General features: G+C 61.1%; 24 protein-coding genes. 12 read left to right on the top strand and 12 right to left on the bottom strand.

All coding sequences use genetic code 11. The features are described from left to right. Positions 1–5: 5 nt before the first annotated feature. The 3 genes from CK486_RS06190 to rarD all read left to right on the top strand — a co-directional run bounded on the left by CK486_RS06190 (position 6) and on the right by rarD (position 2,103). Positions 6–329 carry a 3-phosphoglycerate kinase gene (locus CK486_RS06190; protein ID WP_095939408.1) on the top strand — a complete coding sequence of 108 codons (324 nt, stop codon included), beginning with the start codon at positions 6–8 and terminating at the stop codon, positions 327–329. 112 nt (positions 330–441) lie between these two features. Further along, positions 442–1,041 (top strand): FMN-dependent NADH-azoreductase, encoded by a 600-nt coding sequence (locus tag CK486_RS06185; RefSeq protein ID WP_095939407.1) that lies wholly within the window; start codon positions 442–444, stop codon positions 1,039–1,041. Positions 1,042–1,203: 162 nt separating this feature from the next. Continuing rightward, complete coding sequence (rarD, locus tag CK486_RS06180; RefSeq protein ID WP_095939406.1) at positions 1,204–2,103, top strand: EamA family transporter RarD; 900 nt, start codon at positions 1,204–1,206, stop codon at positions 2,101–2,103. A gap of 3 nt (positions 2,104–2,106) precedes the next feature. On the opposite strand, the gene CK486_RS06175 is transcribed toward rarD, so the two are convergent. Together CK486_RS06175 and CK486_RS06170 are read right to left on the bottom strand one after the other, a co-directional pair. After that, entirely contained in the window at positions 2,107–3,831 is a 1,725-nt protein-coding gene (locus CK486_RS06175; RefSeq protein ID WP_095939405.1) for a GspE/PulE family protein, read from the bottom strand. A 95-nt stretch (positions 3,832–3,926) separates the two neighbouring features. After that, positions 3,927–4,400 carry an anti-virulence regulator CigR family protein gene (locus CK486_RS06170; RefSeq protein ID WP_095939404.1) on the bottom strand — a complete coding sequence of 158 codons (474 nt, stop codon included), beginning with the start codon at positions 4,398–4,400 and terminating at the stop codon, positions 3,927–3,929. A gap of 136 nt (positions 4,401–4,536) precedes the next feature. Here CK486_RS06170 and CK486_RS06165 point away from each other — a divergent pair, with 136 nt between their 5' ends. After that, entirely contained in the window at positions 4,537–5,883 is a 1,347-nt protein-coding gene (locus tag CK486_RS06165) for a DEAD/DEAH box helicase (RefSeq protein WP_095939618.1), read from the top strand. 75 nt (positions 5,884–5,958) lie between these two features. On the opposite strand, the gene CK486_RS06160 is transcribed toward CK486_RS06165, so the two are convergent. Beyond that, entirely contained in the window at positions 5,959–6,939 is a 981-nt protein-coding gene (locus CK486_RS06160; protein WP_095939403.1) for a zinc-dependent alcohol dehydrogenase family protein, read from the bottom strand. A gap of 109 nt (positions 6,940–7,048) precedes the next feature. Between CK486_RS06160 and CK486_RS06155 the strand changes: the two genes are divergently transcribed. Both CK486_RS06155 and CK486_RS06150 read left to right on the top strand, forming a co-directional pair. After that, complete coding sequence (locus CK486_RS06155; RefSeq protein WP_095939402.1) at positions 7,049–7,774, top strand: ABC transporter substrate-binding protein; 726 nt, start codon at positions 7,049–7,051, stop codon at positions 7,772–7,774. Between the two features lie 123 nt (positions 7,775–7,897). Then, positions 7,898–9,187: a phospholipase gene (locus CK486_RS06150; RefSeq protein ID WP_095939401.1), complete on the top strand. Its 1,290-nt coding sequence runs from the start codon at positions 7,898–7,900 to the stop codon at positions 9,185–9,187. Positions 9,188–9,196: 9 nt separating this feature from the next. Here CK486_RS06150 and CK486_RS06145 read toward each other — a convergent pair whose 3' ends face one another. Then, entirely contained in the window at positions 9,197–9,649 is a 453-nt protein-coding gene (locus CK486_RS06145; protein ID WP_095939400.1) for a hotdog fold domain-containing protein, read from the bottom strand. A gap of 81 nt (positions 9,650–9,730) precedes the next feature. On the opposite strand from CK486_RS06145, the gene CK486_RS06140 reads away from it, so the two are divergent. Continuing rightward, positions 9,731–10,351: a TetR/AcrR family transcriptional regulator gene (locus CK486_RS06140; protein WP_095939399.1), complete on the top strand. Its 621-nt coding sequence runs from the start codon at positions 9,731–9,733 to the stop codon at positions 10,349–10,351. Here CK486_RS06140 and CK486_RS06135 read toward each other — a convergent pair. The 4 genes from CK486_RS06135 to CK486_RS06120 form a co-directional block, all read right to left on the bottom strand. Continuing rightward, positions 10,308–11,381 (bottom strand): GGDEF domain-containing protein, encoded by a 1,074-nt coding sequence (locus CK486_RS06135; RefSeq protein WP_141248888.1) that lies wholly within the window; start codon positions 11,379–11,381, stop codon positions 10,308–10,310. The two genes, CK486_RS06140 and CK486_RS06135, sit on opposite strands and share 44 nt — an antisense overlap. Positions 11,382–11,682: 301 nt before the next feature. Beyond that, the gene (locus tag CK486_RS06130) at positions 11,683–14,223 is read right to left on the bottom strand and encodes a penicillin acylase family protein (RefSeq protein WP_095939397.1); all 2,541 of its coding nucleotides are present in this window, start codon (positions 14,221–14,223) and stop codon (positions 11,683–11,685) included. Positions 14,224–14,347: 124 nt separating this feature from the next. Continuing rightward, complete coding sequence (locus CK486_RS06125) at positions 14,348–14,545, bottom strand: SEC-C metal-binding domain-containing protein (protein ID WP_095939396.1); 198 nt, start codon at positions 14,543–14,545, stop codon at positions 14,348–14,350. Positions 14,546–14,550: 5 nt separating this feature from the next. Next, the gene (locus CK486_RS06120) at positions 14,551–15,048 is read right to left on the bottom strand and encodes an LEA type 2 family protein (RefSeq protein WP_095939395.1); all 498 of its coding nucleotides are present in this window, start codon (positions 15,046–15,048) and stop codon (positions 14,551–14,553) included. A 179-nt stretch (positions 15,049–15,227) separates the two neighbouring features. Here CK486_RS06120 and CK486_RS06115 point away from each other — a divergent pair, with 179 nt between their 5' ends. Further along, complete coding sequence (locus tag CK486_RS06115; protein ID WP_095939394.1) at positions 15,228–15,791, top strand: hypothetical protein; 564 nt, start codon at positions 15,228–15,230, stop codon at positions 15,789–15,791. A gap of 10 nt (positions 15,792–15,801) precedes the next feature. Here the strand turns inward: CK486_RS06115 and CK486_RS06110 are convergent, their stop codons facing one another. Together CK486_RS06110 and CK486_RS06105 are read right to left on the bottom strand one after the other, a co-directional pair. Continuing rightward, positions 15,802–16,278, bottom strand: coding sequence for a YchJ family protein (locus CK486_RS06110; RefSeq protein WP_095939393.1), 477 nt, complete (start codon positions 16,276–16,278; stop codon positions 15,802–15,804). A 1-nt stretch (position 16,279) separates the two neighbouring features. Then, positions 16,280–16,777 carry a DUF6231 family protein gene (locus tag CK486_RS06105; protein WP_095939392.1) on the bottom strand — a complete coding sequence of 166 codons (498 nt, stop codon included), beginning with the start codon at positions 16,775–16,777 and terminating at the stop codon, positions 16,280–16,282. Between the two features lie 127 nt (positions 16,778–16,904). On the opposite strand from CK486_RS06105, the gene CK486_RS06100 reads away from it, so the two are divergent. The 3 genes from CK486_RS06100 (at position 16,905) to CK486_RS06090 (ending at position 18,758) form a co-directional block, all read left to right on the top strand. Continuing rightward, positions 16,905–17,597, top strand: coding sequence for an OmpA family protein (locus CK486_RS06100; RefSeq protein WP_095939391.1), 693 nt, complete (start codon positions 16,905–16,907; stop codon positions 17,595–17,597). Between the two features lie 127 nt (positions 17,598–17,724). Then, complete coding sequence (locus CK486_RS06095; RefSeq protein ID WP_176481659.1) at positions 17,725–18,462, top strand: OmpA family protein; 738 nt, start codon at positions 17,725–17,727, stop codon at positions 18,460–18,462. 104 nt (positions 18,463–18,566) lie between these two features. After that, complete coding sequence (locus CK486_RS06090; protein ID WP_176481658.1) at positions 18,567–18,758, top strand: DUF1145 domain-containing protein; 192 nt, start codon at positions 18,567–18,569, stop codon at positions 18,756–18,758. A gap of 83 nt (positions 18,759–18,841) precedes the next feature. On the opposite strand, the gene CK486_RS06085 is transcribed toward CK486_RS06090, so the two are convergent. Continuing rightward, the gene (locus CK486_RS06085; protein WP_095939388.1) at positions 18,842–19,306 is read right to left on the bottom strand and encodes a CopD family protein; all 465 of its coding nucleotides are present in this window, start codon (positions 19,304–19,306) and stop codon (positions 18,842–18,844) included. A gap of 90 nt (positions 19,307–19,396) precedes the next feature. Here CK486_RS06085 and dinG point away from each other — a divergent pair, with 90 nt between their 5' ends. Further along, positions 19,397–21,541 carry an ATP-dependent DNA helicase DinG gene (gene dinG, locus CK486_RS06080; protein ID WP_095939387.1) on the top strand — a complete coding sequence of 715 codons (2,145 nt, stop codon included), beginning with the start codon at positions 19,397–19,399 and terminating at the stop codon, positions 21,539–21,541. Between the two features lie 5 nt (positions 21,542–21,546). On the opposite strand, the gene CK486_RS06075 is transcribed toward dinG, so the two are convergent. Beyond that, on the bottom strand, positions 21,547–22,371 hold the full coding sequence (locus CK486_RS06075) for an HDOD domain-containing protein (protein ID WP_095939386.1): 825 nt from the start codon (positions 22,369–22,371) through the stop codon (positions 21,547–21,549). Positions 22,372–22,642: the final 271 nt, after the last annotated feature.

The following is a 22,642-nucleotide window of genomic DNA, read 5'->3' as shown; positions in this document are numbered from 1 at the left end:
GCCCGATGAAATCCGTCTGTCTTGCCCTGTTGTGCCTGCTGCCCGGTGTCGCCCTGGCTTATCCCATTGAAGTGGACAAGCAGATGAACGGTGCCGAAGTGTCCTATCAGACCATCGAAATCGACCATGACATGGCGGCCCTGGCGCTCTACAACCTTGGCGACAGCGCAGCGCAGTGCACGGCGGTGTTCCGCAACGGCCCGGAGGCCGGACGCACGCGCAAGGCCGTGCTGCCGGCCCGCGGCGAGGCCAATCTGACGGTCAAGTTCAAACGCAGTGTGATTCGCCTGCGGATCAAGCTGACCTGTCACCTCGCTGACAGCAAGTGACATGATTAATCGAATTTGGTGATCTTTTAAAGCGGATTTTTGCGCTTTTTTATCGATCAGCTGCTGGGCAAACTGGGCCCCATCGACACACACCACCCCGATGGAGCCCACCATGTCGCGTCTTCTCGTTGTTGAAAGCAGTGCCCGTCAGCAGGGCTCGATTTCCCGCCAGCTCACCGCCGAATTTCTCCAGCGCTGGCAGGCCAGCCATCCGGCCGATCAGATCGTCCAGCGCGATCTGGCCAGCACGGTTTTGCCGCACCTGGATACCGACCTGCTGGGCGGCTGGATGAAATCGGCTGCCGAGCAGACCCCCGCCGAGCAGGCGGCCCTGGCCCGTTCCAACGAACTGACCGAGGAGCTGCTGGCTGCCGATGTGCTGGTGCTGGCCGCGCCGATGTACAACTTCGGCATCCCCAGCACCCTGAAAGCCTGGCTGGACCATGTGCTGCGCGCCGGGGTGACCTTCAAATACACCGAGACCGGCCCGCAGGGACTGCTCAGTGGCAAGCGTGCCATCGTCCTGACGGCCCGTGGTGGAGTGTACGCTGGCGGCCCGCTGGATCATCAGGAACCCTATCTGCGTCAGGCGCTTGCTTTTATCGGCATTCATGACGTGCAGTTCATCCATGCCGAAGGCCTGAACATGGGGGATGAGTTCCAGCAGCGCGGCCTGGCAGCGGCGCGCCAGGCCATTGCCGAGGTTGTCTGAAGCTCTCCTGCGGCCGGCTGCTCCGCCGGTCGCCCTGTCGGGGTCAGAACCCCGAGCCTGCCGGTCTGTGTAAACAGGCCGGTTTTTTTACGTCTGCTGTGTTAAAAATACTGCACGCATTGTGCTGGGATTCTGCCCGGCCGACGGTGGCCGGAGGTTGTTGTGAAGTTGTCGGGTCAAGGGGTGGCGCTGTCGCTGGCCTCATCGTTCATGTTTGCCCTGATGCCGGGCTATGTGCGCTGGCTGGCGCCGCTCGATGCCGTGCAGATTTTCGCCCAGCGCGTGCTCTGGTCGATCCCGGCGGTGCTTCTGCTGGTGCTGCTGATGCGCCAGTGGCCGGTGCTGCTGGCTGCTTTTCGGCGTCTGCGGCATGAGCCGCTGTTGTGTCTGGCGCTGCCACTGTCGGCGGCAATGATGGGGGTGCAGTGGGGCATCTTTCTCTGGGCGCCGCTGACCGGGCACATGCTGGACGTCTCGCTGGGCTATTTCCTCCTGCCGCTGGCCATGGTGCTGGTCGGCCGCCTGTTCTATGGCGAGCGCCTGCGTCCGCTGCAGAAGGTGGCGGTGGGCTGTGCCCTGCTGGGCGTGGCGCATGAGTTATGGCTGACCGGTGCCTTTTCCTGGGTCACCCTGGTCTCCGCGCTGGGCTATCCGCCGTATTTCATGCTGCGCCGCTGGATGCGCCTGGATGCCTTGTCCGGCTTCATTCTGGAAATGCTGGTGCTGGCGCCGCTGGCGATCGGCCTGATTCTTTTCCTGGGGCAGACCGATCTGCTGCAGCAGGCGCCGCAGCTGACCTGGCTGCTGCCGGGGCTGGGGCTGTTCAGTGCCCTGGCGTTTGGCGCCATGATGGCTGCCAGTCGCCTGTTGCCGCTGGGGCTATTCGGCATTCTCAGCTATGTCGAGCCGGTGTTGCTGTTCGCCGCTTCGGTGCTGTTTCTCGGTGAAACATTCGATCCGGCACAGCTGCTGACCTATCTGCCGATCTGGCTGGCGGTGCTGCTCACCGGTTGGGATAGCGCGCGCCTGCTGCGTAAGCAGGCGCGCTACGGCACCAGCTGAGGGCTATTCGAGGCGCACGCGATAGACCTCCGCCAGCGAAATCTGTTTGTTGCGTGCCAGTTGCAGGGCGCTTTGTGTCAGGGGGCGCATGCCGTCGGCAATCGCTTGCTGCTCGATTTTCTGGGCCTCTACCGACGGCTCGATCATGGCACGCAGCGCGGGCGTTACTTCCAGCAGCTCATAAGCCGCGACCCGGCCAGAGATTCCCTTGCCGTGACAGTGTGGACAGCCCTTGCCGATGTAAAAAAGTTCGTCCGCCTTCAATCCCAGCGCGTTGCGGACGTGCTCGGGCACATTCTCTTCGACCAGGCAGTGCGGGCAGTTACGTCGTACCAGACGCTGAGCCAGCACGCCGAGCAGACTGGCATTGAGCAGATAGGGGGCGATACCGATTTCCAGCAGGCGGGTGACCGTGGCCGCGGCACTGTTGGTGTGCAGTGTGGACAGCACCAGGTGGCCGGTGAGGGCACTCTCGGCTGCCATCAGGGCGGTTTCCTGGTCGCGGATCTCGCCGACCATGATCACATCCGGGTCATGGCGCAGGATGTGGCGCAGGGCGCGGGCGAAGGTGTAGCCGATCGCCGGTTTGACCTGGATCTGGCGGATACCGTCGATCTGGTATTCCACCGGGTCTTCCACGGTGATGATGTTCACACCGCTGGCCTTGATGGTGTTCAGGGCTGCGTAGAGGGTGGTGCTCTTGCCCGAGCCCGTAGGGCCGGTGACCAGCAGGATGCCCTGGTTGTGGCTGATCAGGTTGCGGAAGCGCGAGACGTCCTGCTCGCTGAAACCGATCTGATCGAGGCTTTTCATGCTCTGCTGGGTATCGAGAATCCGGATGACTACGCTTTCACCATGCACCGTGGGCATGATCGACAGGCGCAGGTCGATGGTGCGATCACCGAGATGGACCATGTGTCGGCCATCCTGGGGCAGGCGGTGCTCGGCGATGTTCATCCCGCCGATGATCTTGATGCGGCTGACAATTGCTGGGAGGTGGGCACGTTTGACTTTGCGCAGTTCCTGCAAGAGTCCGTCAATTCGCAGCAGCACACTGACATCATGTTCGCCAGGGCGCAGGTGGATATCGGAGGCGCGCCGGCTGATCGCCTCTTCCAGCAGGTTTTCAACAAAACGGACGGTCGGTTTGTCTTCGGCTAGTTGCTTGATGCGGTGCAAGCTTAGCGGTTGCTCGTCGATTTCATTTTCCGGCAGCTGGTCAGCGGCTGCGCAGGCATACAGGTGGTTGACGGTTTCCTCAATGGCTCCTGGCGTGGCCATTACGGCTTCCACCGGTTTGCCGGTAACGAACCCCAGCAGATGCAGCAGTTCGCTGTGTGTTGGGTCGGGCGTGGCGATGATCAGGCGTTCCCCTTCCAGCATCAGAGGGACCACCAGGTAGCGCCTTGCCATCCCCTCAGGGATAAGGCTGATACAGTTCTGGTCGAAATCGAAGTCTTCCAGATCAATACGCGGGATGCCCAGTTGCTCGGCGACCGTGAGCGCCAAACGCTCGGGGCTGATCATTTTCATCTCCAGCAGGATCTGCCCGAGACGACCTTTATCCGGGTGCTCGTGCTGATAGCTCAGTGCCCGTTCCAGCTGTGCCGAGGTAATCACTCCACTTTCCAACAGCAGGATTCCCAGGCTGGTGTGGTGGGGGTTGCCACAGCGATGCTGACGAAGCCACTCACGCAGCTCGGTACTGGTTTTCAGTTGCACAGTCATTACTTGCGAACTCCCGGGACATTGACTGTTTCAGTATGAGCGCTGGTGGCCAGTGGCTATCTGCTACAGGTCAATTCCGAGTGGGCTTGTGCCACTCATCGCAGGATGTCGCGCAGCACTTCGCGCACGATTGTCGTACCGACCTCTACCAGTACGGCGTCGGTGCCGTACTGGCGCCACTCGTAGCCGGGGTAGTAGGGCAGTTGGCGGGCCAGGGTCGGGTCGATCTGCTTGGCAATACCAGGTGGCAGCGGTTTGCCTCTCGCGAGGTTCTTGGCAATACCCGGCGGTAGTGCTTTGGCCGGTGTTGGGCTTTGATAACCACGCAGAATACGTTCGATTTCACTCAGGTCTGCCTGGTAATCGTTGTGATAGTCACGCTGGTACTCCTGGGCGTGCTTGCCTCCGGTATCGCTCTTATCCAAGGCGCTTTGGTTGTTGTGCTTCTGACTGTGCTGTTGCCCTTTGCTGGCTTGGCCGTGGTTCTTGTCGTTGTTTGGGGCGGCTTGCAGACAGAGGCTCAGTGCCAGTGCGCTGGTACCTAGCAGGAGAGTGCGGGTGTTTACCATGTTGGCCTCCGGGTAGTGGTCTAGGGAGCTAGCAATTGCCAGTTTAGGCTCGGCTGCGTGCAGTAAAAGGGGCGATTTGCTGCGCTAACCGTTACCCTATGCAGCTGATTTCCCGTTTTTCACCGAGGTGCCCGCCGTGTTTGCCCAATTTGCCCTGCATGAACGCCTGCTCAAAGCCGTGGCTGAGCTCAATTTCACCGAGCCCACGCCTGTGCAGCAGACGGCGATTCCGCCGGCCCTGGAGGGCCGCGATCTGCAGGTGACCGCGCAGACCGGCAGTGGCAAGACGGCGGCCTTCGTGCTGCCGCTGCTCAACCGACTGCTCGGCGACGGCGCGTCACGGGCCCGCAGTGACGTGCGTTCGCTGATCCTGCTGCCGACCCGCGAACTGGCCCAGCAGACCCTCAAGGAAGTGGAGCGTTTTTCCCAGTTCACCTTCCTCAAGTCCGGCCTGATCACTGGGGGGGAGGATTTCAAGGTGCAGGCCGCCCTCCTGCGCAAATGTCCGGATGTGCTGATAGCCACCCCGGGGCGTTTGCTGGAGCACCTGAATGCCGGCCATCTCAAGCTTGATCAGGTTGAGGTGCTGGTGCTGGACGAAGCCGACCGCATGCTCGACATGGGCTTTGCCGAAGATGTCACTCGCCTGGCCAACGAGTGCGCGCAGCGCCAGCAGACCATGCTGTTCTCTGCCACCAACGGCGGCAGCGGCCTGCGCGAGATGGTCTCCAGCGTGCTGCGTGAGCCGCTGCACCTGCAGGTCAACCGCGTCAGTCAGCTCAATGAGGGCACGCGTCAGCAAATCATCACGGCTGACGACAACGACCACAAGGAGCGCCTCGTCGAGTGGTTGCTGGCCAATGAGACGTATCAGAAGGCGATCATCTTCACCAATACCCGTGCCCAGGCCGACCGCCTCTATGGTCATCTGGTGGCCAGCCAGCACAAGGTGTTCATTCTGCATGGCGACAAGGATCACAAGGAGCGCAAGCAGGCCATCGAGCGCATGAAGCAGGGCGGCGCGAAGATTCTGGTGGCCACCGATGTGGCGGCTCGTGGTCTGGATGTCGAAGGTCTGGATCTGGTGATCAACTTCGATCTGCCGCGCTCGGGTGACGAGTATGTGCACCGTATCGGTCGTACAGGCCGTGCTGGCGCTGATGGGCTGGCCATCTCGCTGATCTGCCATGGCGACTGGAACCTGATGTCGAGCATCGAGCGCTACCTCAAGCAGCGTTTCGAGCGCCGCAACATCCAGGGGCTCAAGGCTCACTACCAGGGGCCGAAGAAGCTCAAGGCCTCGGGCAAGGCCGCTGGCGTGAAGAAGAAAAAGACCGACAAGAAGGATGGCAAGAAGACTGTCGGCAAGGCTCCTGCGCGGCGCAAGCCGAGTGCCGACAAGGCCAAGTCTTCCGGCCCGAGCCTGGTCGGCAACTCCGACGGCACCGCTCCGCTGAAGCGGCGCAAGCCGGCGGCCGAGTAATCACGGCCGGAAAACGGTGATTCCGGGAAGCAAAAAGGGCGCCTTCGGGCGCCCTTTTTCATGCCACCATCACGCTTATTTCGGCACGACGAGGATTTTGCCGTCGCGCTCGCCGGCCGCAGCGGCGGCTACCGCCTGCTGGATCTCGCTGACATCGTAAGTGGCGCCGATGCGGGTCTTCAGTTTGCCCTGGGCAATCAGTCCGATCAGCTCGCCAAACACCTGCATCTGCTCGGTCTGGCTGGCCTTCTGGAACCATTTGGCCAGCCAGAAACCGCGCAGGGTCACGTCGCGGAAGACAAACGAACTGGGCGTGACCTGGCACGGCTCACCACTCATGCGGCCGTAGTTAACCAGCACACCTTCTTCGGCGAGGCATTGCGCCAGGTGGTCAGTGGACTGACCGGCCACGGCATCGATACCCAGCTTGATGGTGGCGCCACCCGTGGCCTCTCGCACGCGCTTGTGCAGATCGCGGCCATCGACCAGCACCACATCGCCGCCCTCGGCCTTGACGGCATCGATGGCGGACTCGCGGCGCACTACGTTGACCGTCTTCAGACCGCGGATTTTCGCCAGCTGAATCAGGTAGCTGCCGACGCCGGAGTTGGCGGCGTTCTGGATGACCCAGTCGCCAGGCTTGAGGTCAACAAACTCGCGCAGCATCAGATAAGCGGTTGGCGGGTTGACGGTGAGCATGGCCAGTTGCAGCGGGTCGGCTTCCGGCAGCGGGATCAACTGCTTGGCCTGGACCTGCAGGTGGCTGCGCCAGGTGCCGCAACCGACCGGCAGCAGCACCATCTGGCCTGGTTTGAGGCCTTCGACGTCAGCGCCTACTGCTTCCACGCGGCCTACGCCCTCGTTGCCGCCAATGGCCGGCAGTGGAGGCAGCATGCCGTATTCACCGGTGAGGGTGAGTACGTCGGAGGGGTTGATCGGGGCCGCCAGCACTTTTACCCGCGCTTCGCCGGCACCGAGTTCCGGCAAGTCGAAGGGCACGGCGGCGATGACGTCCTGCGGCACCGGGCCGCGTTGCTGGTATTCGGCTTTCAACATGATGGAGCTCCACAAACTGGGTTGCACAGGAGGCATCAGTCTAGACTGATGCAGCCGGTGGCAGCGCTATTGCCAACTATACGGCGCAGTGATGACGGGGGCGGTTTCTATGCGGTGGTGCTGGCTGCTGGTGTGGTTTGCAGGTCTGCAGGTGAGCTGGAGCGCGGAGCAGCTGCGTGTTGGTTTTGGCCTGAACAAACCGCCCTATATCTTCGAGGGGCTGCAGCGCGGTATCGAGTACGAAATCGTCGCCGCTGCAGTCAGTGAAGCAGGGTGGCAGATTGATCCCGTGTATGCCCCGCAGGAGCGCCTGCACCTGCTTCTGGCCCGGGGTGAAATTGATGCGATCACCACGACTAACGAACGTAGCGGGGTCCGGGCCTTCTACTCACAGCCCTATATTCACTACCAAAATATGGTGGGAGCCCTAGCTTCTCGGCATCTGTCGATCCGTCAGGTTTCTGACCTGGGTAGTTTTTCGGTCAGTGCTTACCAGCGCGCCCGCTATCTGCTCGGTCCGGAGTTCCAGCAGATGGCTGATAACAATCCGCGCTACCACGAGGAGGCTCAGCAGCTTGGGCGTAACCGCCTTTTGTTCAGTGGGCGCACCGATCTGGTAGTAGCCGAGCGCAATATCTTCGAGTACCTCAGTCGCGAGGTCGCCGATCAGGTCGATATCACCCAGGCGGTGGACTGGTTCGACATCTTTCCGCCCACGCCTTATCAGGTCGGTTTTATCCGTGCCGAGCAGCGTGACCGTTTTGATCAGGCACTGCTGCGGGTGCAGCAGCGTGGCGAGGATCAGCGCATACGCTTGCGCTATCTGCCGCAGTAACGGCGTGATTGGTGAGTGGCCATGTCCGCAGTGGACAGTGTTCAGACGGCGCATGGCTGGTAGGCTGCAGAGCTACAGTGGCCGTCGTTGTGAGCATGGCCGGATGTCTGCCTGGAGTTTGTGATGAAACTGCTGTCTGCCTGTTGTGCTGTTCTGTTCTTACTGCCTTTTCAGGCTCAGGCGTGGTCCAACCACTCGATGGGCAGCAGTCTGGCGTTGGCACCTTTGCCGGGCATGAGCGACGAGTCGATTGAAGTTGAGTCGTTAGAGCGTTTTTTGACCGCCGAAGAACAGGAACTGCAGGTCCTGCTGGATGAGCAGGAAGCATTTGCCAGGGCTCATTTCGACGGTTATCCGGAGCGTCCTGACAGCCTGCGCTGGCAGCCTGGCGCTCCGGATAGAAAGTCTGCTTTTCTGCAGGCGCTACGGATTAACCCGGAGATTCGTCTTGCCTACTTTATCCAGGCCTTGCCTGGCGTATTGCCGGGGCAGCGTCAGCGCCTGGAGGCCTCGGCCGTTACCGTGTCACGCCAGCTGAGTATGTGGAATGACTGGCGCTTTTACGGCGTCAGTGAGGGCGAAAAACTGAGTCCTCTGGCCATCACCAGCACGGCTGCGGACGAGCCGGACTACGGCCACGACATCAATCTCTTCAGTGACAATCCGGGCAAAGTGGGTGCGCTCTACAATTTCGGCCCCCAGCCCTTTGGCGATGCCCGATTCGAATACTCGTCGCAGGCACCTTTTCATATTGGCTATTACCACGAGAGCCCGCTGGTATTTGCGGCCGGGCCTTTCCTCACCCGTACCTACCCGCAGTGGCGTGCCTATCAGTACTTCGGGCTGGCACGCTTTGCCTTCGAGCAAGGCCATCCCTACTGGGGCTATCGCTTCCTTGGTTGGGGGCTGCACTACATTCAGGACCTGACTCAGCCGTACCACTCCACCGTGTTGCCGGGGGAGACCACGGCAGGTCTGATCTGGACGGCCGCCAAGGCGCTGGCGGGCTTCCCAGAAGATAAGCAGGCTGCCATTGAGCGAGTGGCGACCCGGCATACCGAAGTCGAGAAATACCAGTTGCGCTGGCTGCGCAGCGAACTGGCGACTGGCGATGCTCAGCGGCCGTTGCTCATGTCATACATCAATCAGGGTAAAGATGCTCAGTACCCGGCGTTTGACTACCGCTATCTGCGCGATACGGTGGCTTATGAGTCTCGTCAGCAGGCTGATCAGTTTGATGCCCTGATTGGTAAGTGGCTGGTCGAGCAGCCGACTCCCGGTGATTTCAGCAAGGGGAATCAGCAGGCTGCGCCCAAACCCGATGCTCAGTTACAGCAATTGATCATCGAGTTGATTGGCCACTTTGGTGCTCACACGCGCAATGCGGTCAGAGCTGTAAGCCCTCAACCCTGAGGGCAATGATCAACCGTGCTTTAGGTTCATGCGGATCTGAGCTCGGAATACCAGTTCCGCTGAGGTGTCGCGAACCTCGACTGGCACTATCACTTCCCCGGTGGTGGTCCAGTCGATGTGCTGGCCGTCGGCCACCGCGACGAGGTCGGTTTTAGCCTTTTTCAGGTATTCAACGGTCATGCCCGCCGGTATCCAGCGGCTGCCGCGCGGGATGGACACGTCCGTGCACATCCCTCCGGCCAGCTCGGCCATGTTGCACATGGCAATGGCGTGTACGGTCTGCAGATGATTCTGCACCGCCCGGCGTTTCTTCATGGTGACTTCCGCTCTGCCTGGTTGTAACACCCGGATCTGCGGGCGGATGCTGGCAAAGTAGGGGGCTGTCCAGCACACTGCGCGGCTGAAAAGCCAGAGTCCGGCGGGGAATCGGCGGGCGAAGTTAAACGCTTTGAGTGCATTCATGGCGATAGCTCGGTGTTGTGGTTGGCTGACGCGGCCAAGAATGTCAGCTATTAGAATATTATTCTAGTTTTGGGTGCAGGTATGACGGCTGTCCAGTCGAAAAGCCGGGGGCGCAAGCGCCAGATCATCGACGCGGCGCTGCGTTGCTTCAGTGAGCATGGTGTGTCGGGGACAACCATCGACATGATCCGTGAGGCCAGTGCCACCAGTGTGGGGAGTCTCTACCACCACTTTGGCAACAAGGAGGCCATCGCCGCAGCGGTGTTCATCGAGGGCATGCGTGACTTCGCCTTGCAGGTAGCCAGCCGGCTGGACTCGGCTAACGGCGCGGAAGAGGGGATCAAGGCGCTGGTCGCGGCAAATGTGGAGTGGATCAGCGCCAATCCGGATTGGGCGCGCTTCTGCTTCCATCACCGGGCGCAGGTACGTCACGAGGACGCGACTGAGCGGTTGCGCGGTGATCAGCAGCTGTTCCAGGAGCGCTTGCATGACTGGTTTGCACCTTACAGAGGAGCCTTGCGCGACTTGCCGATCGAGGTATTTGCCGCTTTGGTGGTAGGCCCGACGCATGACTATGCGCGTCATTGGCTAGCCGGGCGCATAACCACACCGCTCCTTGAACAGTTGGATACTTTTGCTGAGGCTGCCTGGCGTTCGGTCAGGACAGAGGCGGAGAGCTCAAGTCCGGTGCTGATGGGGTGAAGTAGAAGTGTTCGACCCTGTTACGTCCTGCCCGCTTGGCTCTGTACAACGCTTGGTCGGCAGCCAGGTAGAGAGGGCTCAGGTCTGTCTGGCAGCCAGGGGCTAAGCAAGCCAAGCCGACGCTGGCGGTGATCCTCAGTCGCCCGTTATCGACATCAATGGCACTGTGCTCTATCAGTCCGCGTAACTTTTCAGCGGTTTGCTGGGCCTGAGGCAGATCGGTTTCGGGCAGCAGAATGATGAACTCTTCGCCGCCAAGTCGTCCGATGGTGTCGCAGTTGCGGGTGTGTTCGCTGAGCAGGCGGGCAACATGGCGAATCACTGCATCTCCGGCGGGATGGCCAAAGTTATCGTTGATGGCCTTGAAGTGATCGAGATCCAGCATGAGCAGGCTGAGCGGCGCTGGATGCCGGTTCACCCGTGACAACTCGTTTTCCGTGAGACGCTCGAACTCGCGGCGGTTGAACAGTCCGGTCAGGGTGTCGTGGGTGGCCTGAAATTGCAGTTGGCGGGTGCGTGCCTTGAGTGTTTCGCGTTGACGCAAGAGCACCTTGCGCAACTGCTGTTCGCGCAGAAAATTGCGATAAAGAATCCACGACACCAGCAGGCCGCTGGCGCAGGCGGTGATGCTGTTCATGGTGCTGCTGAGCCTTTGAGCTGGGCTGGGTGACAGTTCGTTGATGATGAGCAGGCTGATGAACAGTGCGCTGCTGAAAAGAGCAAAAGCTGTGAGCGGCCGCAAATACAGCAGTAGGGCAGTGATACTACAGGCGGTGACCAGTGGCGTTACCCCCTGAATCACAAGTTGATCAAAGGCCGTCAGCATCAGGCCTACTGCTAGTACTAGTGTCGCCGTCAGGATACTCAGCAGCTCGACTGCCTCGCTCTGATTGTCCAAGTGGCGCAGGCGAAGGGTGAGTCCGCCGATCAACAGTGAAAGCAGCAGAATGGCGGGGTGTACGAGCAGGGATATTTCGCGCCAGCGTGCTTCTCTGGCTGATCCCTGGGCGTCCAGCAGCCAGAACAGCACTATCTGGCTTAGGCTCAGGAGCACTCCGAACAGCGCGAGAAAGTACAGGCGCTTGAGGTTTTCCTGCTGCACGCGCGCGCGCCAGGTGTTGTCGAGTTCACGCAACTTGAGCAGTCGGGTAAGCAGTGGTTTGCGCAAGAGAGCCAATCCGCCGGGTGTGCCTTAAAACGCTAGCTCACAACGGCGGAAAATGACGGGCAAAAAGAAAGGGCGCCCGAGAGCGCCCTGAAGATATGGAGTAAGTCCGTTAACTCTGAGTAACCCGGCAGCAGTAAGTTCAGCGCCGGGCGACGAGTGGTCATCAGCGCCCTGGCATCAGGGTCAGGCGCGTGCTGCCGTAGGCGCGCTCGAGGTTTTTCGACTGGAACGGGAAGCTCATGTACTGGCCCTTGAGCCAAGCGTCGATGCCGTCGGCGTAGTGCGGGCTTGCCGGGTTACCGGACTGGCCGGTGCTGTTCAGGCCGATCAGCGGCTCCTCACGGCTGAAGTCGACAACGATGCGCATGGCCGGAATCAGCCAGGTGTCGAAGTCCTTGCCCCAGTGGTAGGCCGACACATTCAGCGTGGAGTGGTCGCCTCCGGCGGCGTAGGGCCCGCGGTCCAGATAATCGCGGATGGCATTGATGCCGGCACGCTCGCTGGCACTCATGTAGGGCGCCATCTGCGTGGTTTCGGTGGCGAAGTTGTACTGGTGCAGCTTGCCCCATTGCCATGTGGCCGGATTGCTGCCCATGGCCTGGCGCGCATAAGCCTGGGCCGCGGCCAGGCTGCGGGCGAGGATGACCGGCTTGTCTTCCTTCTGTGGTGTGCGCTGGTCGTCCCAGAACGGGCTGTCGAGCTGGCCAAGCAGGTGATCGGCCTGTGCCGAGTAGGACAGATTGGCGGTTTCCACCAGCGCCTCCCAGGCCGGCGTGCCGTCGGCGCCAAGTTCATCCTGGAAGATCGCCCGGGCACTTTCGTGGAGGAAGGCACCGTAGAGCACGGCGTCAGCCGAGGTGGCCGTCAGGCGGCCATTGAAACGCAGCAGGCTCTGCAGGCTGCGTTCGGCGTCCTGGCGCTCGGCAGCGGGCAGCGATTTGATCGCGCTCTGCAGCGCCGGTTGCATGGCCGGGTCCTGGAGCATGGCCTTGAGTTTGGGCATGAACGGCGACTGCTGGTCGTACTGCATGGCAATCATGCTTTTCTGATCCTGCTTGCCATTGCCTGCCATTTGCGCAATGCGCTCGGCACGCTCTGGGTAATACCAGGAGTTGGACATCTGCACGCCATAACCGCTGGGAGCAGTGCGGTGGTTGGCTGTGCCGAGCCAGCCCTGTGCCGGGTCCTGATCATAGGGATGGAGCATCGGGTCGGCGTAGCCATCCCAGTCGTAGCGGCTGTCCCAGCCGGGGGAGGGCAGCAGGCCACGGCCGGCGCGGCGGTTCGGGTAGCGCCCGGTCACCTGCCAGGCGATGTGCTGGGCATCGGCATAGACCATGTTCAGGCCCATGGCACGGATGGCCCGGGTCGACTCATGGGCTTCGTCGACCGACTGGGCGCGGGACAGCTTGAAGAAGGCGTCCAGCGACTGGTCGGCTTCGAACTGGGTGGTCTGCAGGGCAATGCCCAGACCGCTCTGCAGCTGCATTGGCTGCAGCATGTGCTTGCGCTCGCCCAGCACGCTGTTGAGCAGCGGGCCGTGACGGGTCTCGAACAGGGTTTCGCGGACTGGCCGCTCCCCCTTTATAAAGAAGGTTTCCTGGCGGGCCGTGGCCGGCAGCCACTTGCCGTCGGCCAGATACAGCAGGCGGCTGCCTTCGCGACGGACTTTTTCGAGGAACAGGTCCTGGTTATCGGCCATGACCATGGTCATGCCCCAGGCCAGCTTGCCGTTGAAACCGGCCACCACCGCCGGTACCCCGGCCACCGAGACGCCGGCGGCCTGATAGCGCGGCGAGCGTACATGGATGAAGTTCCACACCGAGGGCATGGCAATCGGCAGGTGCGTGTCGTTGGCCAGCAGGCTCTTGCCGTAACGCGCCTGCTCTGGCGCGATGGCCCAGTTGTTCGAGGCGGCCACGCCGAGCATGTTGAGCGCGGCGATCTGCTGGCTGGCCTGACCGATCTGGCTGAGGCCTTGCAGTTGACCTGTCAGGCTCAGGCCCTTGAGTTTCTCGGCCTCATCGAAGGGCAAGGGTTCGTCCGGGTAGATCGGGCTGAGCCAGGCGAGTTTGTCGGCACCCACTTTCTGCGCCAGAACCAGCGAGGCAATTTCCTCCTGCAGGTTCACCGCTAGGCCGAAGTTGAGCAGGCAGAAGATCAGCACCGAATCCTGCGGCTTCCAGTAGGCCGGCCGGTAACCGGACTCGGCCAGGTCCATCGGCAGTTTGTCCTGGTAGCGGTACAGGTAGGCGTTGACCCCTCGGGCATAGACCTCGAAGAACTTCTTCAGCTGCGGTGAGGCATTGCGATAGAGCACCTCGGCACTTTTCTTCAGATTGACCGCGCGCATGAAACGGTCGATATCCAGTGCCCCGGGTCCCGCCATCTCGGCCAGGCGCCCCTCGGCCATCAGGCGCATGCCGACCATCTGGCTGAGGCGGTCACTGGCGTGCACGTAGCCGATGGCAAACAGGGTGTCGTGGAAGTTGCTGGCCTCGATCAGCGGCATGCCCAGTTCGTTACGGCGAATGCTGACGTTCTGCGCCAGTCCCTTGACCGCCACGCTGCCGCGATCCGGGTGCAGGCTGCTGGCATAACGGCCGTTAAGGAAAGACTGACAGCCACTGATGCCGAGCATGCTGACCAGCAGGGCGCTGGTGGCGGTGAGGGCAAAAGGACGGGAGATCAGGCGCAAAGCCATCACGGGCTCCTGGGGCATGGAAAAGTGGGGCGGAAGAGGTTGTGGCTACCTTAGTGAGGCTGGCCGGGCGCTGCAAGGATGTCTGACTGGTGAAAGGCCCATCTTCGGATGGGCCGGGGCGGCGTCAGGCGCCGTGGCACTTCTTGAATTTCTTGCTGCTGCCACAGGGGCAGGGATCATTGCGGCCGACATCCTTCAGCGGATTGCGAGTCGGTTCGGCCGGGCCATGGTTGCAGTGCGGGCCATGCACGTGGCCGTGATCATGATGATGGTCGTGATCGTGGTTGCAGTCTGGGCCGTGAACATGGGGTTGCTGGTTCATGGGAGTCACTCCGGGATGTAGTTGCCCGGAATTATCTCGCCTTCGCGCTGCACGTGCACGCTCTTGCCAAACATCAGCCCGGTTTCGACTTCGCCGGAGAGCTGATAACGGATCGGCTGATCCGGCCGCTCAAGCATCTTCACTACCCGTTTGACGTGTCGCCAGAGGTTGGTGTTCACCGGCACCTTGAAGGTTTCACGGCCATGAGCAGGTACGGTGAACCAGGTGCTGGTCTGGCCCTCGGCCAGCTTGATGTTGTTCAGGCTGACGTTGTAGCTCAGGCCGCGGATGGGCAGGCTGAAGTTGTTGGGGTTTTCGATGCGGAAATGCAGCATGAAGCGCTGTTCAAGCAGCTTGGCCTTGATGATGTCGACCTTGACCAGATGCACCTTGGGCGCGGTGAAATCGGCAGTGAACCAGGTAGAACAGCCATTGAGTGCCAATAGCAGGCCCAACAGGATCAGTCGGCTTATTATTGTTATCAGTTTTGCCTGTTGCCGCATGCGGTTACTCCACCAGATGGCCCAGTGTAACAAGCAAGCGCTTGGCTGCAATCGGTTGTAGACGGAAAAAAACCTGCGCCATACTGTCAGGCCAAGAGCGTGCCAGAGTGCTGGACGTAGACGCGTTTGCCCGCCAGCGGCGCGCGAGGCTAGCGCGTCAATTTGACAGGAGTGTGACCATGAGCCGTTACGAGATTGCCTTTTCCGGGCAGATCCAGCCCGGTGCGGACCTGGAGCAGGTCAAGGCCAATCTGGCCCGTCTGTTTCAGGCTGATGCGCAGCGCATTGCCCTGCTGTTTTCCGGCCGGCGCATGGTCATCAAGAACAATCTCGATCCGGCTGCTGCGGAAAAGTACCGCATTACTCTGGAGCGGGCCGGCGCGGTGGTCGATGTGCTGGATATGGACTTGCCCATCGAAAATATCGAACTGGCACCCCCTCCAGCAGAGCCGGCTGCGCCCAGCACGTCGGCGGCTTCTGCACCAGGGGCGGTGAGTGCCAGTGGCGGACGGCTGCAAGTGGCGCCGCGTGATGAATACATGGCTGCTTTCATCGATGTGGATGCGCCGGACTTCGGTCTGGCTCCGGTAGGCGCCGATCTGCAGGATCAGCCGGCCGAGCCGATGGCACCGGCGGTCGATCTCAGTCAGTTCAGTCTGGCGCCTGTGGGTAGCGACATTGGGCAGGCCAAGCCTGAACCGGCGGCTCCGCCACCGGACACCTCGCACCTCAAGGTGCTTTGAGCGCCAGGCATCAGCCCGGCAAAAACTCACTGCAGCACTTCTTGAATTTCTTCCCGCTGCTACAGGGGCAGGGGTCGTTGCGACCGTATTTGCCCGGAACAGTCGGGTCGATAAAGAACCAGCGGCCTGCCACTTCGACGAAGGCCGAGTTTTCCCGGTGGCTGTGCTCACCTTGCGCATCGAGCCACCGGGCGGTGAAGGTGACACGGGAATGCCGGGGTTGGCCGGGCAGCTCTTCATGCTGTTCCACCGTAAGCCCTAGCCATTGGCTTTCACGACTCCACTGTTCAATGGCCGGACGATCCAGTCCTGCCTGCTGGGCCGGCAGTGTGGTGCTGACCAGATAGTCGATTTCACCCAGCACGTAGGCGCAGTAGCGCGAGCGCATCAGTGCCGCGGCGTTGGCGGCATTCTCACCCCTGTGCAGTGGCGCGCAGCAGTGTTCGTAGCTCAGGCCGGAGCTGCAGGGGCAGTTTGACGGAGTCATCTCACCACCAGTATTTGCCGAAGTTTTCCGGGTTGGCCCAGAACTTGGCATTCAGCCAGTCCGGCACCTGCTTGTAGCTGAGAAGGTCGTAGGTGAACAGGCGCAGGGTCTGCTGCTCTCGCTGGAAACACTCGCTGGCCTGAAGAGCCAGGGCAAAGAAGTCGGTTTCCTGCCACTGACAGGCGGTCAGGTCGGCCAGAACTGCCAGTCGGTTGCTGTTTAGGTTGCGAATACCGCCGAGCAGCTCCAGTCCTTCTCGTTTGGACAGATGCTCCAGGCAGTCCACCACCAGCGCCAGGTCATAACGCTTGGCTGCCAGCTCGGCGTTGAGAGGCGCGGTTTGACTGTGGTCAATACGGCAATCCGGATGAGCCTCTACAAAGGCTTTGACGGCAGGCATTTCGCTGGCGCCCAGCACCAGCAGGCTGCGAGGTTGATAGCGGTCCAGCAGGGCGGCCAGGGCTTGCTGTGGGGTGCGTGAAGAAGTGGCGATAGTCATGGGCGTCCCTTTTTTCGATCAGGAAGCCTAACGTGACGTTATCGTACTGACTAGATTTGACGGATTTTAAAAGTAGCGTCTTTAATTCCAAAATCGGGATAAACCGATTCATCGAGGAGAGTCAACAATGAGCATGGTAAGGACTGCAGTACCCCTGATTCTGGTTAGCGGCCTGTTGAGTGGTTGTGCCGGTCTGGTTGAAAGTGACTGGCCGACCTGTGCCGCTGTTGGTGGTGTGGGTGGTGCCGCACTGGGTGCTATCGAAAGTGCTCAGTGGGCAGCTGGTGGTCTGGGCGTCGGCGCCATCACCGGTGCCGCCTATTGCTGGGTACACGGTGATGCTGATGGTGACGGCGTGGTCAACAAGCTCGACAAGTGCCCGGGCACGCCGAAGGGCACCAAGGTCGATGCCGATGGCTGCCCGGTGCAGGAAGAAGCACCGGCACCGGCGCCTGTGGCTGAAGCCGCCGAGCCAGTACGTGTTGAGCTGGATGTGAAGTTCGACTTCGACAAGGCCGTGGTCAAGCCGGAAAGCCAGGCCGACATCAAGGCCCTGGCCGACTTCATGAGCCAGTACCCGCAGACCACCGCCACTGTTGAAGGTCACACCGACTCCGTGGGCACCGATGCCTACAACCAGTCGCTCTCCGAGAAGCGTGCCGGTGCGGTGCGTGACGTGCTGGTCAACCAGTACGGTGTGGGTGGCGATCGCCTCAATGCCGTAGGTTATGGCGAGAGCCGTCCGGTTGCCGATAACGCCACCGAAGAAGGCCGTGCCATCAACCGCCGCGTTGAAGCCGAAGTCGAAGCTCGTCCGTAAGTCGCCTCAGGCCTGTGGCGGTCATGACCTCTGGTCTGGCCGTTCGCAGGCTGTCTTGTAGACCTACATAGTGTGGTCTTAACTCCTGTGTCACCGGAATTTAACCGGAGACACAGGAGATCATGCCATGAGAACAAGACTCTCACGGGCTGCACTACCCCTTCTCTTGGTCAGCAGTGTTCTCACTGGTTGTGTTTCAACCTCCAGCACGGGGGATGCGGCACTCAATCAGCAGAACTGGCCTATTTGTAGCTTGATCGGCGGTGCCGTAGGCGGCGGACTGGGTGCTATCGAAAGCTCAGCCTGGGCCGGCGGTGGCGCTGCGGCCGGTGCTTTGGTCGGCGGCCTGATCTGCTACGCGCAGGATGGCGATCAGGACCATGACGGGGTGCATGACCGCCGAGACCGCTGTCCGGATACGCCGGCAGGCTCTGCAGTTTTCCCCAACGGTTGTCCGTACAAGGATGATCCTGCTCCAACACCCGCTGTCGTTGCCGAACCCGAGGTCGCTCAGGACGAAGTCATTGTGCTCAGTGACCTGGGCAATGTGCTGTTCGAGTTCAATTCGGCCGAGCTGACGGGGAATGCACAGGCGGTTCTGGAGCAGGTAGCCAATCGCCTGACCGGTGCCAGTCTGGTCAGTGTGCGGGTAGTCGGGCATACCGACAGTGTGGGTTCGGATGCCTACAATCAGGGCCTTTCCGAGCGTCGTGCACAGAGCGTGGTCAGCTACCTGTCCAGCCATGGCGTGCCGGCCGAGAAGCTTTCGGCTGCCGGGCAGGGGGAAAGCCAGCCGGCTGCGGATAACTCGACCGATGCCGGGAGGGCGCAGAACCGTCGGGTGGAATTGTTCGTCGATCGTTGAGTATTGTTATGACCGAACAGGGGCGCTCAGGCGCCCCTTGTCGTTTCTGGTGTTCGGCACAGGCCAAGGCTATGGTGGCGGCTTCTGTTGTGCGGAGATTACCCATGCTCTGGTTACGCGCTATCGCCTGTGCTCTTGTGCTGCTGTTCTGGGGGCTGTTGCTGAGCAACCAGCTGAGCCCACTGAATCAGCCATTTTCTATGCTGTTGCAGTTGCTTGGCGCCACCATGCTGGTGCTCAACCTGCTGACTGTGGCTTTTTATCATCAGCTGCTTAAGCAGCAGTCCCATCCCTAGCGTCAGCCCTGCTGGTCCTGCTGTTTGGCGCCTTGCGACTGCCTGCAGAAGGCAGGACAGCAGACAGTCTGGAAAGCGCTTGATCAGAGCGTCGGGCGGGCGCTCGCCAGAGTAACCAGCAGCAGGCCAAGCAGCAGGTTGAAGCCCACCAGGCGGCGGATTTTCCCCAGTGCTTCACCGCCGGCGGGCCAGTTTTCGGCAGTAATCGTCTGGCGCAGCACCGGCAGTTGCAGCAGTTGCACGCGCAGGAACAGGGCGAGCATGGCCAGGTACAGGCCCATCATGATCTGCACGTAGCGCGGCGCAGTTTCCAGACCGGCAAAGCGCAGGTGCAACAGGCCCATGCCACTGATCGGCAGCACCAGCACGGCCAGCCATACCCAGCGGAAGAACCGCTGAAATACCGAGGCCCACAAACGCAGGCGTTCGGGGGCCTGCAGGGTATCTACAGCAGCGGGGCGCAGAATCATCCAGGCGAAGAACATGCCGCCGACCCAGATGAGGGCGGCGAGGACATGCAGGGCATAGAGCGGGGCGAAGGGCGTCATCTCGGACTCCGGCGATGGAAAGACGGGGCGCTATGATAGCCAGCCTGATAAAGTACTGAGAATTTATCCAGCTCTAGCGTTGTCCGATCCATGCTCAGTGCCGAACTCAAAGCCCAGATCCAGGGCGCTTACACTCGCTTTCTCGAGGCCAAGGGCCACAAGCCCCGTTATGGCCAGCGCCTGATGATTGCTGAGGTGGCTAAAGGGCTGGGCGGCATTCGCTGTGACGATGAAGGCCATCGGGAGGGGGAGCCGGCCGTGGTCGCGGTGGAGGCCGGAACCGGTACGGGCAAGACGGTGGCCTACAGCCTGGCCGCCATTCCGGCAGCCAAGGCGGCTGGCAAGCGGCTGGTGATCGCCACCGCCACCGTGGCGCTGCAGGAGCAGATCGTTCACAAGGATCTGCCGGACCTGCTGCGCAACAGCGGGCTCAGTTTCAGCTTCGCTCTGGCTAAGGGACGCGGTCGTTACCTGTGTCTGTCCAAGCTCGATGCGCTGTTGCAGGAAGGTCAGGCGCAGAGTGCCACTGCCCAGCTGTTTGCCGATGAAGGCTTTCGCATCGATGTCGACGAGCGCAGCCAGAAACTGTTCAACACCATGATCGAGCGCCTGGCCGGCAACCGCTGGGATGGTGACCGTGATGCCTGGCCTGAGGCCATCGAGGACGAGGACTGGGCACGCCTCACAACCGATCACAGTCAGTGCACCAATCGGCATTGTCCCAACTTCCAGCAATGTGCCTTCTACAAGGCTCGGGAAGGCATGACCAAGGTCGATGTGATCGTCACCAACCACGACATGGTTCTGGCTGACCTGGCTCTGGGGGGCGGTGCCGTGTTGCCTGACCCGCGCGAGACCGTCTATGTCTTCGACGAAGGCCATCACCTGCCGGACAAGGCCATTGGCCATTTCGCCCATTACACCCGCCTGCGTGCCACCGCCGACTGGCTGGCACAGATCGACAAGAACCTGAGCAAACTTCTGGCTCAGCATCCCATGCCGGGAGAGCTGGGGCGTCTGGTCGAGCAGGTGCCGGAGCTGGCCCGCGAGCTGCGCAGTCAGCAGCAGTTCATGTTCGGCGCCTGCGAGGAGCTGGCCGATTTCCGCGCCGGTGAGGACATGGAAGGGCGCGAGCGTCCACGGCACCGGTTCCCGGCGGGCGTTGTGCCTGATCACCTGCGCGAGATGGGCATCGAGCTGAAGAAGGGGTTTGCCAAACTCACCGATCTGTTCACCCGCCTGGCTGAACTGCTCAAGCAGGCGATGGATGGCGAGGCGGGTATCGGTATCGCCAGCCATCAGGCCGAGGAGTGGTATCCGCTGTTTGGCAGTCTGCTGGCCCGCGCTCAGGGTAACTGGGACCTGTGGCTGGCCTTTACCGCCGAAGACCCCGAGGACAGCCCGCCGATGGCGCGCTGGCTGACTCTGGCCGAAAGCGGTGCGCTTTTCGATATAGAGGTTAATGCCAGTCCGATTCTGGCGGCCGAAACCTTGCGCCGCAATCTGTGGAATGTTGCCTACGGTGCCCTGGTGACCTCGGCCACACTGACCGCGCTGAACAGTTTCGACCGTTTCCGTATGCGCGCCGGCCTGCCGCGTTCGGCAGTTACCGCCGTGGTCCCCAGCCCGTTCATGCATGCCGATGCCGGTGTACTGCGCGTGCCTGATCTCAATGCCGATCCGCGCGATGCGGCGGCGCACACGGCGGCCATCATCCGCGAACTGCCCAATCTGGTGAATGGCGAGCGTGGCAGCCTGGTGCTGTTTGCTTCGCGCAAGCAGATGCAGGAAGTCTTCGATGGTCTGCCGCGGGACTGGCGCAAGCGGGTGCTGATTCAGGGCAATCTGTCCAAGCAGGAAACCCTGAACAAGCACAAGTCCAGAGTCGATGACGGTGAGGCGAGTGTGCTGTTCGGTCTGGCCAGTTTCGCCGAAGGCGTGGACCTGCCCGGCGCCTATTGCGAGCACGTGGTTATCGCCAAGATTCCCTTTGCCGTGCCGGATGACCCGGTGGAGGCAGCCCTGTCGGAATGGATCGAGGCCCGCGGCGGCAATCCCTTCATGGAAATTGCCGTCCCCGACGCCTCGTTGCGGTTGGTTCAGGCCTGCGGCCGGCTGCTGCGAACCGAGGAAGACCGCGGCATCATCACCCTGCTGGATCGCCGGGTGGTGACTCAACGTTACGGCAAGGCCATTCTCAATGCCCTGCCGCCGTTTCGCCGCGAGATTGCCTGAGCGGGTTAGTTGAGCAACTGGGCAAAGGCCTTGTCGGCCTCCAGCACCTCGGGCAGCTTGCTGAACAGATCCTCCATGTCCAGACCTTCGCAGAGCGGGTTGTCCAGCTCGTTCTTGGTCGCCTCAAGATCGCCGTTATGCTGGTCGATGGCCTCGGCAATCATCACGGCCTGGGCCATCAGGCGCGGCAGCGGCATGTCTGCCCCGGCCTTGTGCGGTTGTGCCTGCAGGGCGATGGCCTGCTGAATCACTTCCGGCAACTGCCAGCGCTTGGCCAGTTCGGCGCCCACCTCTGGGAAGCCGAAACCCAGTTGGAGGGTTTCCTGCGCAACGCGTCCGGCCGCGTCCGTGGCCGCCTTGCGGTTGAGGCGGGCGGCAATTTCCGGTGCGCCGGTCTGAATCAAAAGTTCACCGATGTTGTGCATCATGCCGCAGGTAAAGGCGGTTTCTGCCGCCACACCGCGGCTTTTGGCCAATAGCCGGCAGAGGCTGGCCACTTTGAAACTGTGCAGCCAGAAAGCTTTGAGGTCGAAGCCCGAATCTGTATTGAAGGCTCCTGTTACTGCCGAGGCCAATACCAGTGTGCGTAAGGTATTGAAGCCCAGTCGGCTGGCGGCATCTTCAACACTGGCGGCTTCGCGAGCGCCGCGGAAGCGTGCGGAGTTGGCCAAACGCAATACTTTGGCTGCAATCACCGGATCGAGTGATATGTTGCGCGCCACGCTGTCGATACTGGTATTAGGGTTGTCGAATTGCAGAATCAGGTCTTGAGCGACCTTAGGAATAGTGGGCAGGGTATGCAGTTGATTGAAGAGGCTGTGCAGATCCATGAAAACGCTCCAACGGTTTGATCCTATGAAAAACAATAGTCAGAAGTCAGGGTTTTGCTCGGCTTAATAAGTAAAAATTCACCGCGTAACAGGTTGATTCTTGAGAGGTCTGATCGTGACAAAGGGAGTCGTGCAACTCCGTGGTCGGCTGTCTGCCGCGCTATTCGTGGCTTTGCTGGGAGCTTCCAGTCAGGTCATGGCTGCGGAGCAGGTGTTATTCAATTTTGTTCGGCCGCTCGATAGTGTTCAGGTCATCCTGAAAGATGCTGTG

It is taken from the genome of Pseudomonas sp. HAR-UPW-AIA-41, from assembly GCF_002304225.1.
Classification (GTDB): domain Bacteria; phylum Pseudomonadota; class Gammaproteobacteria; order Pseudomonadales; family Pseudomonadaceae; genus Aquipseudomonas.
This window is presented reverse-complemented; position numbering and strand designations above follow the sequence as displayed.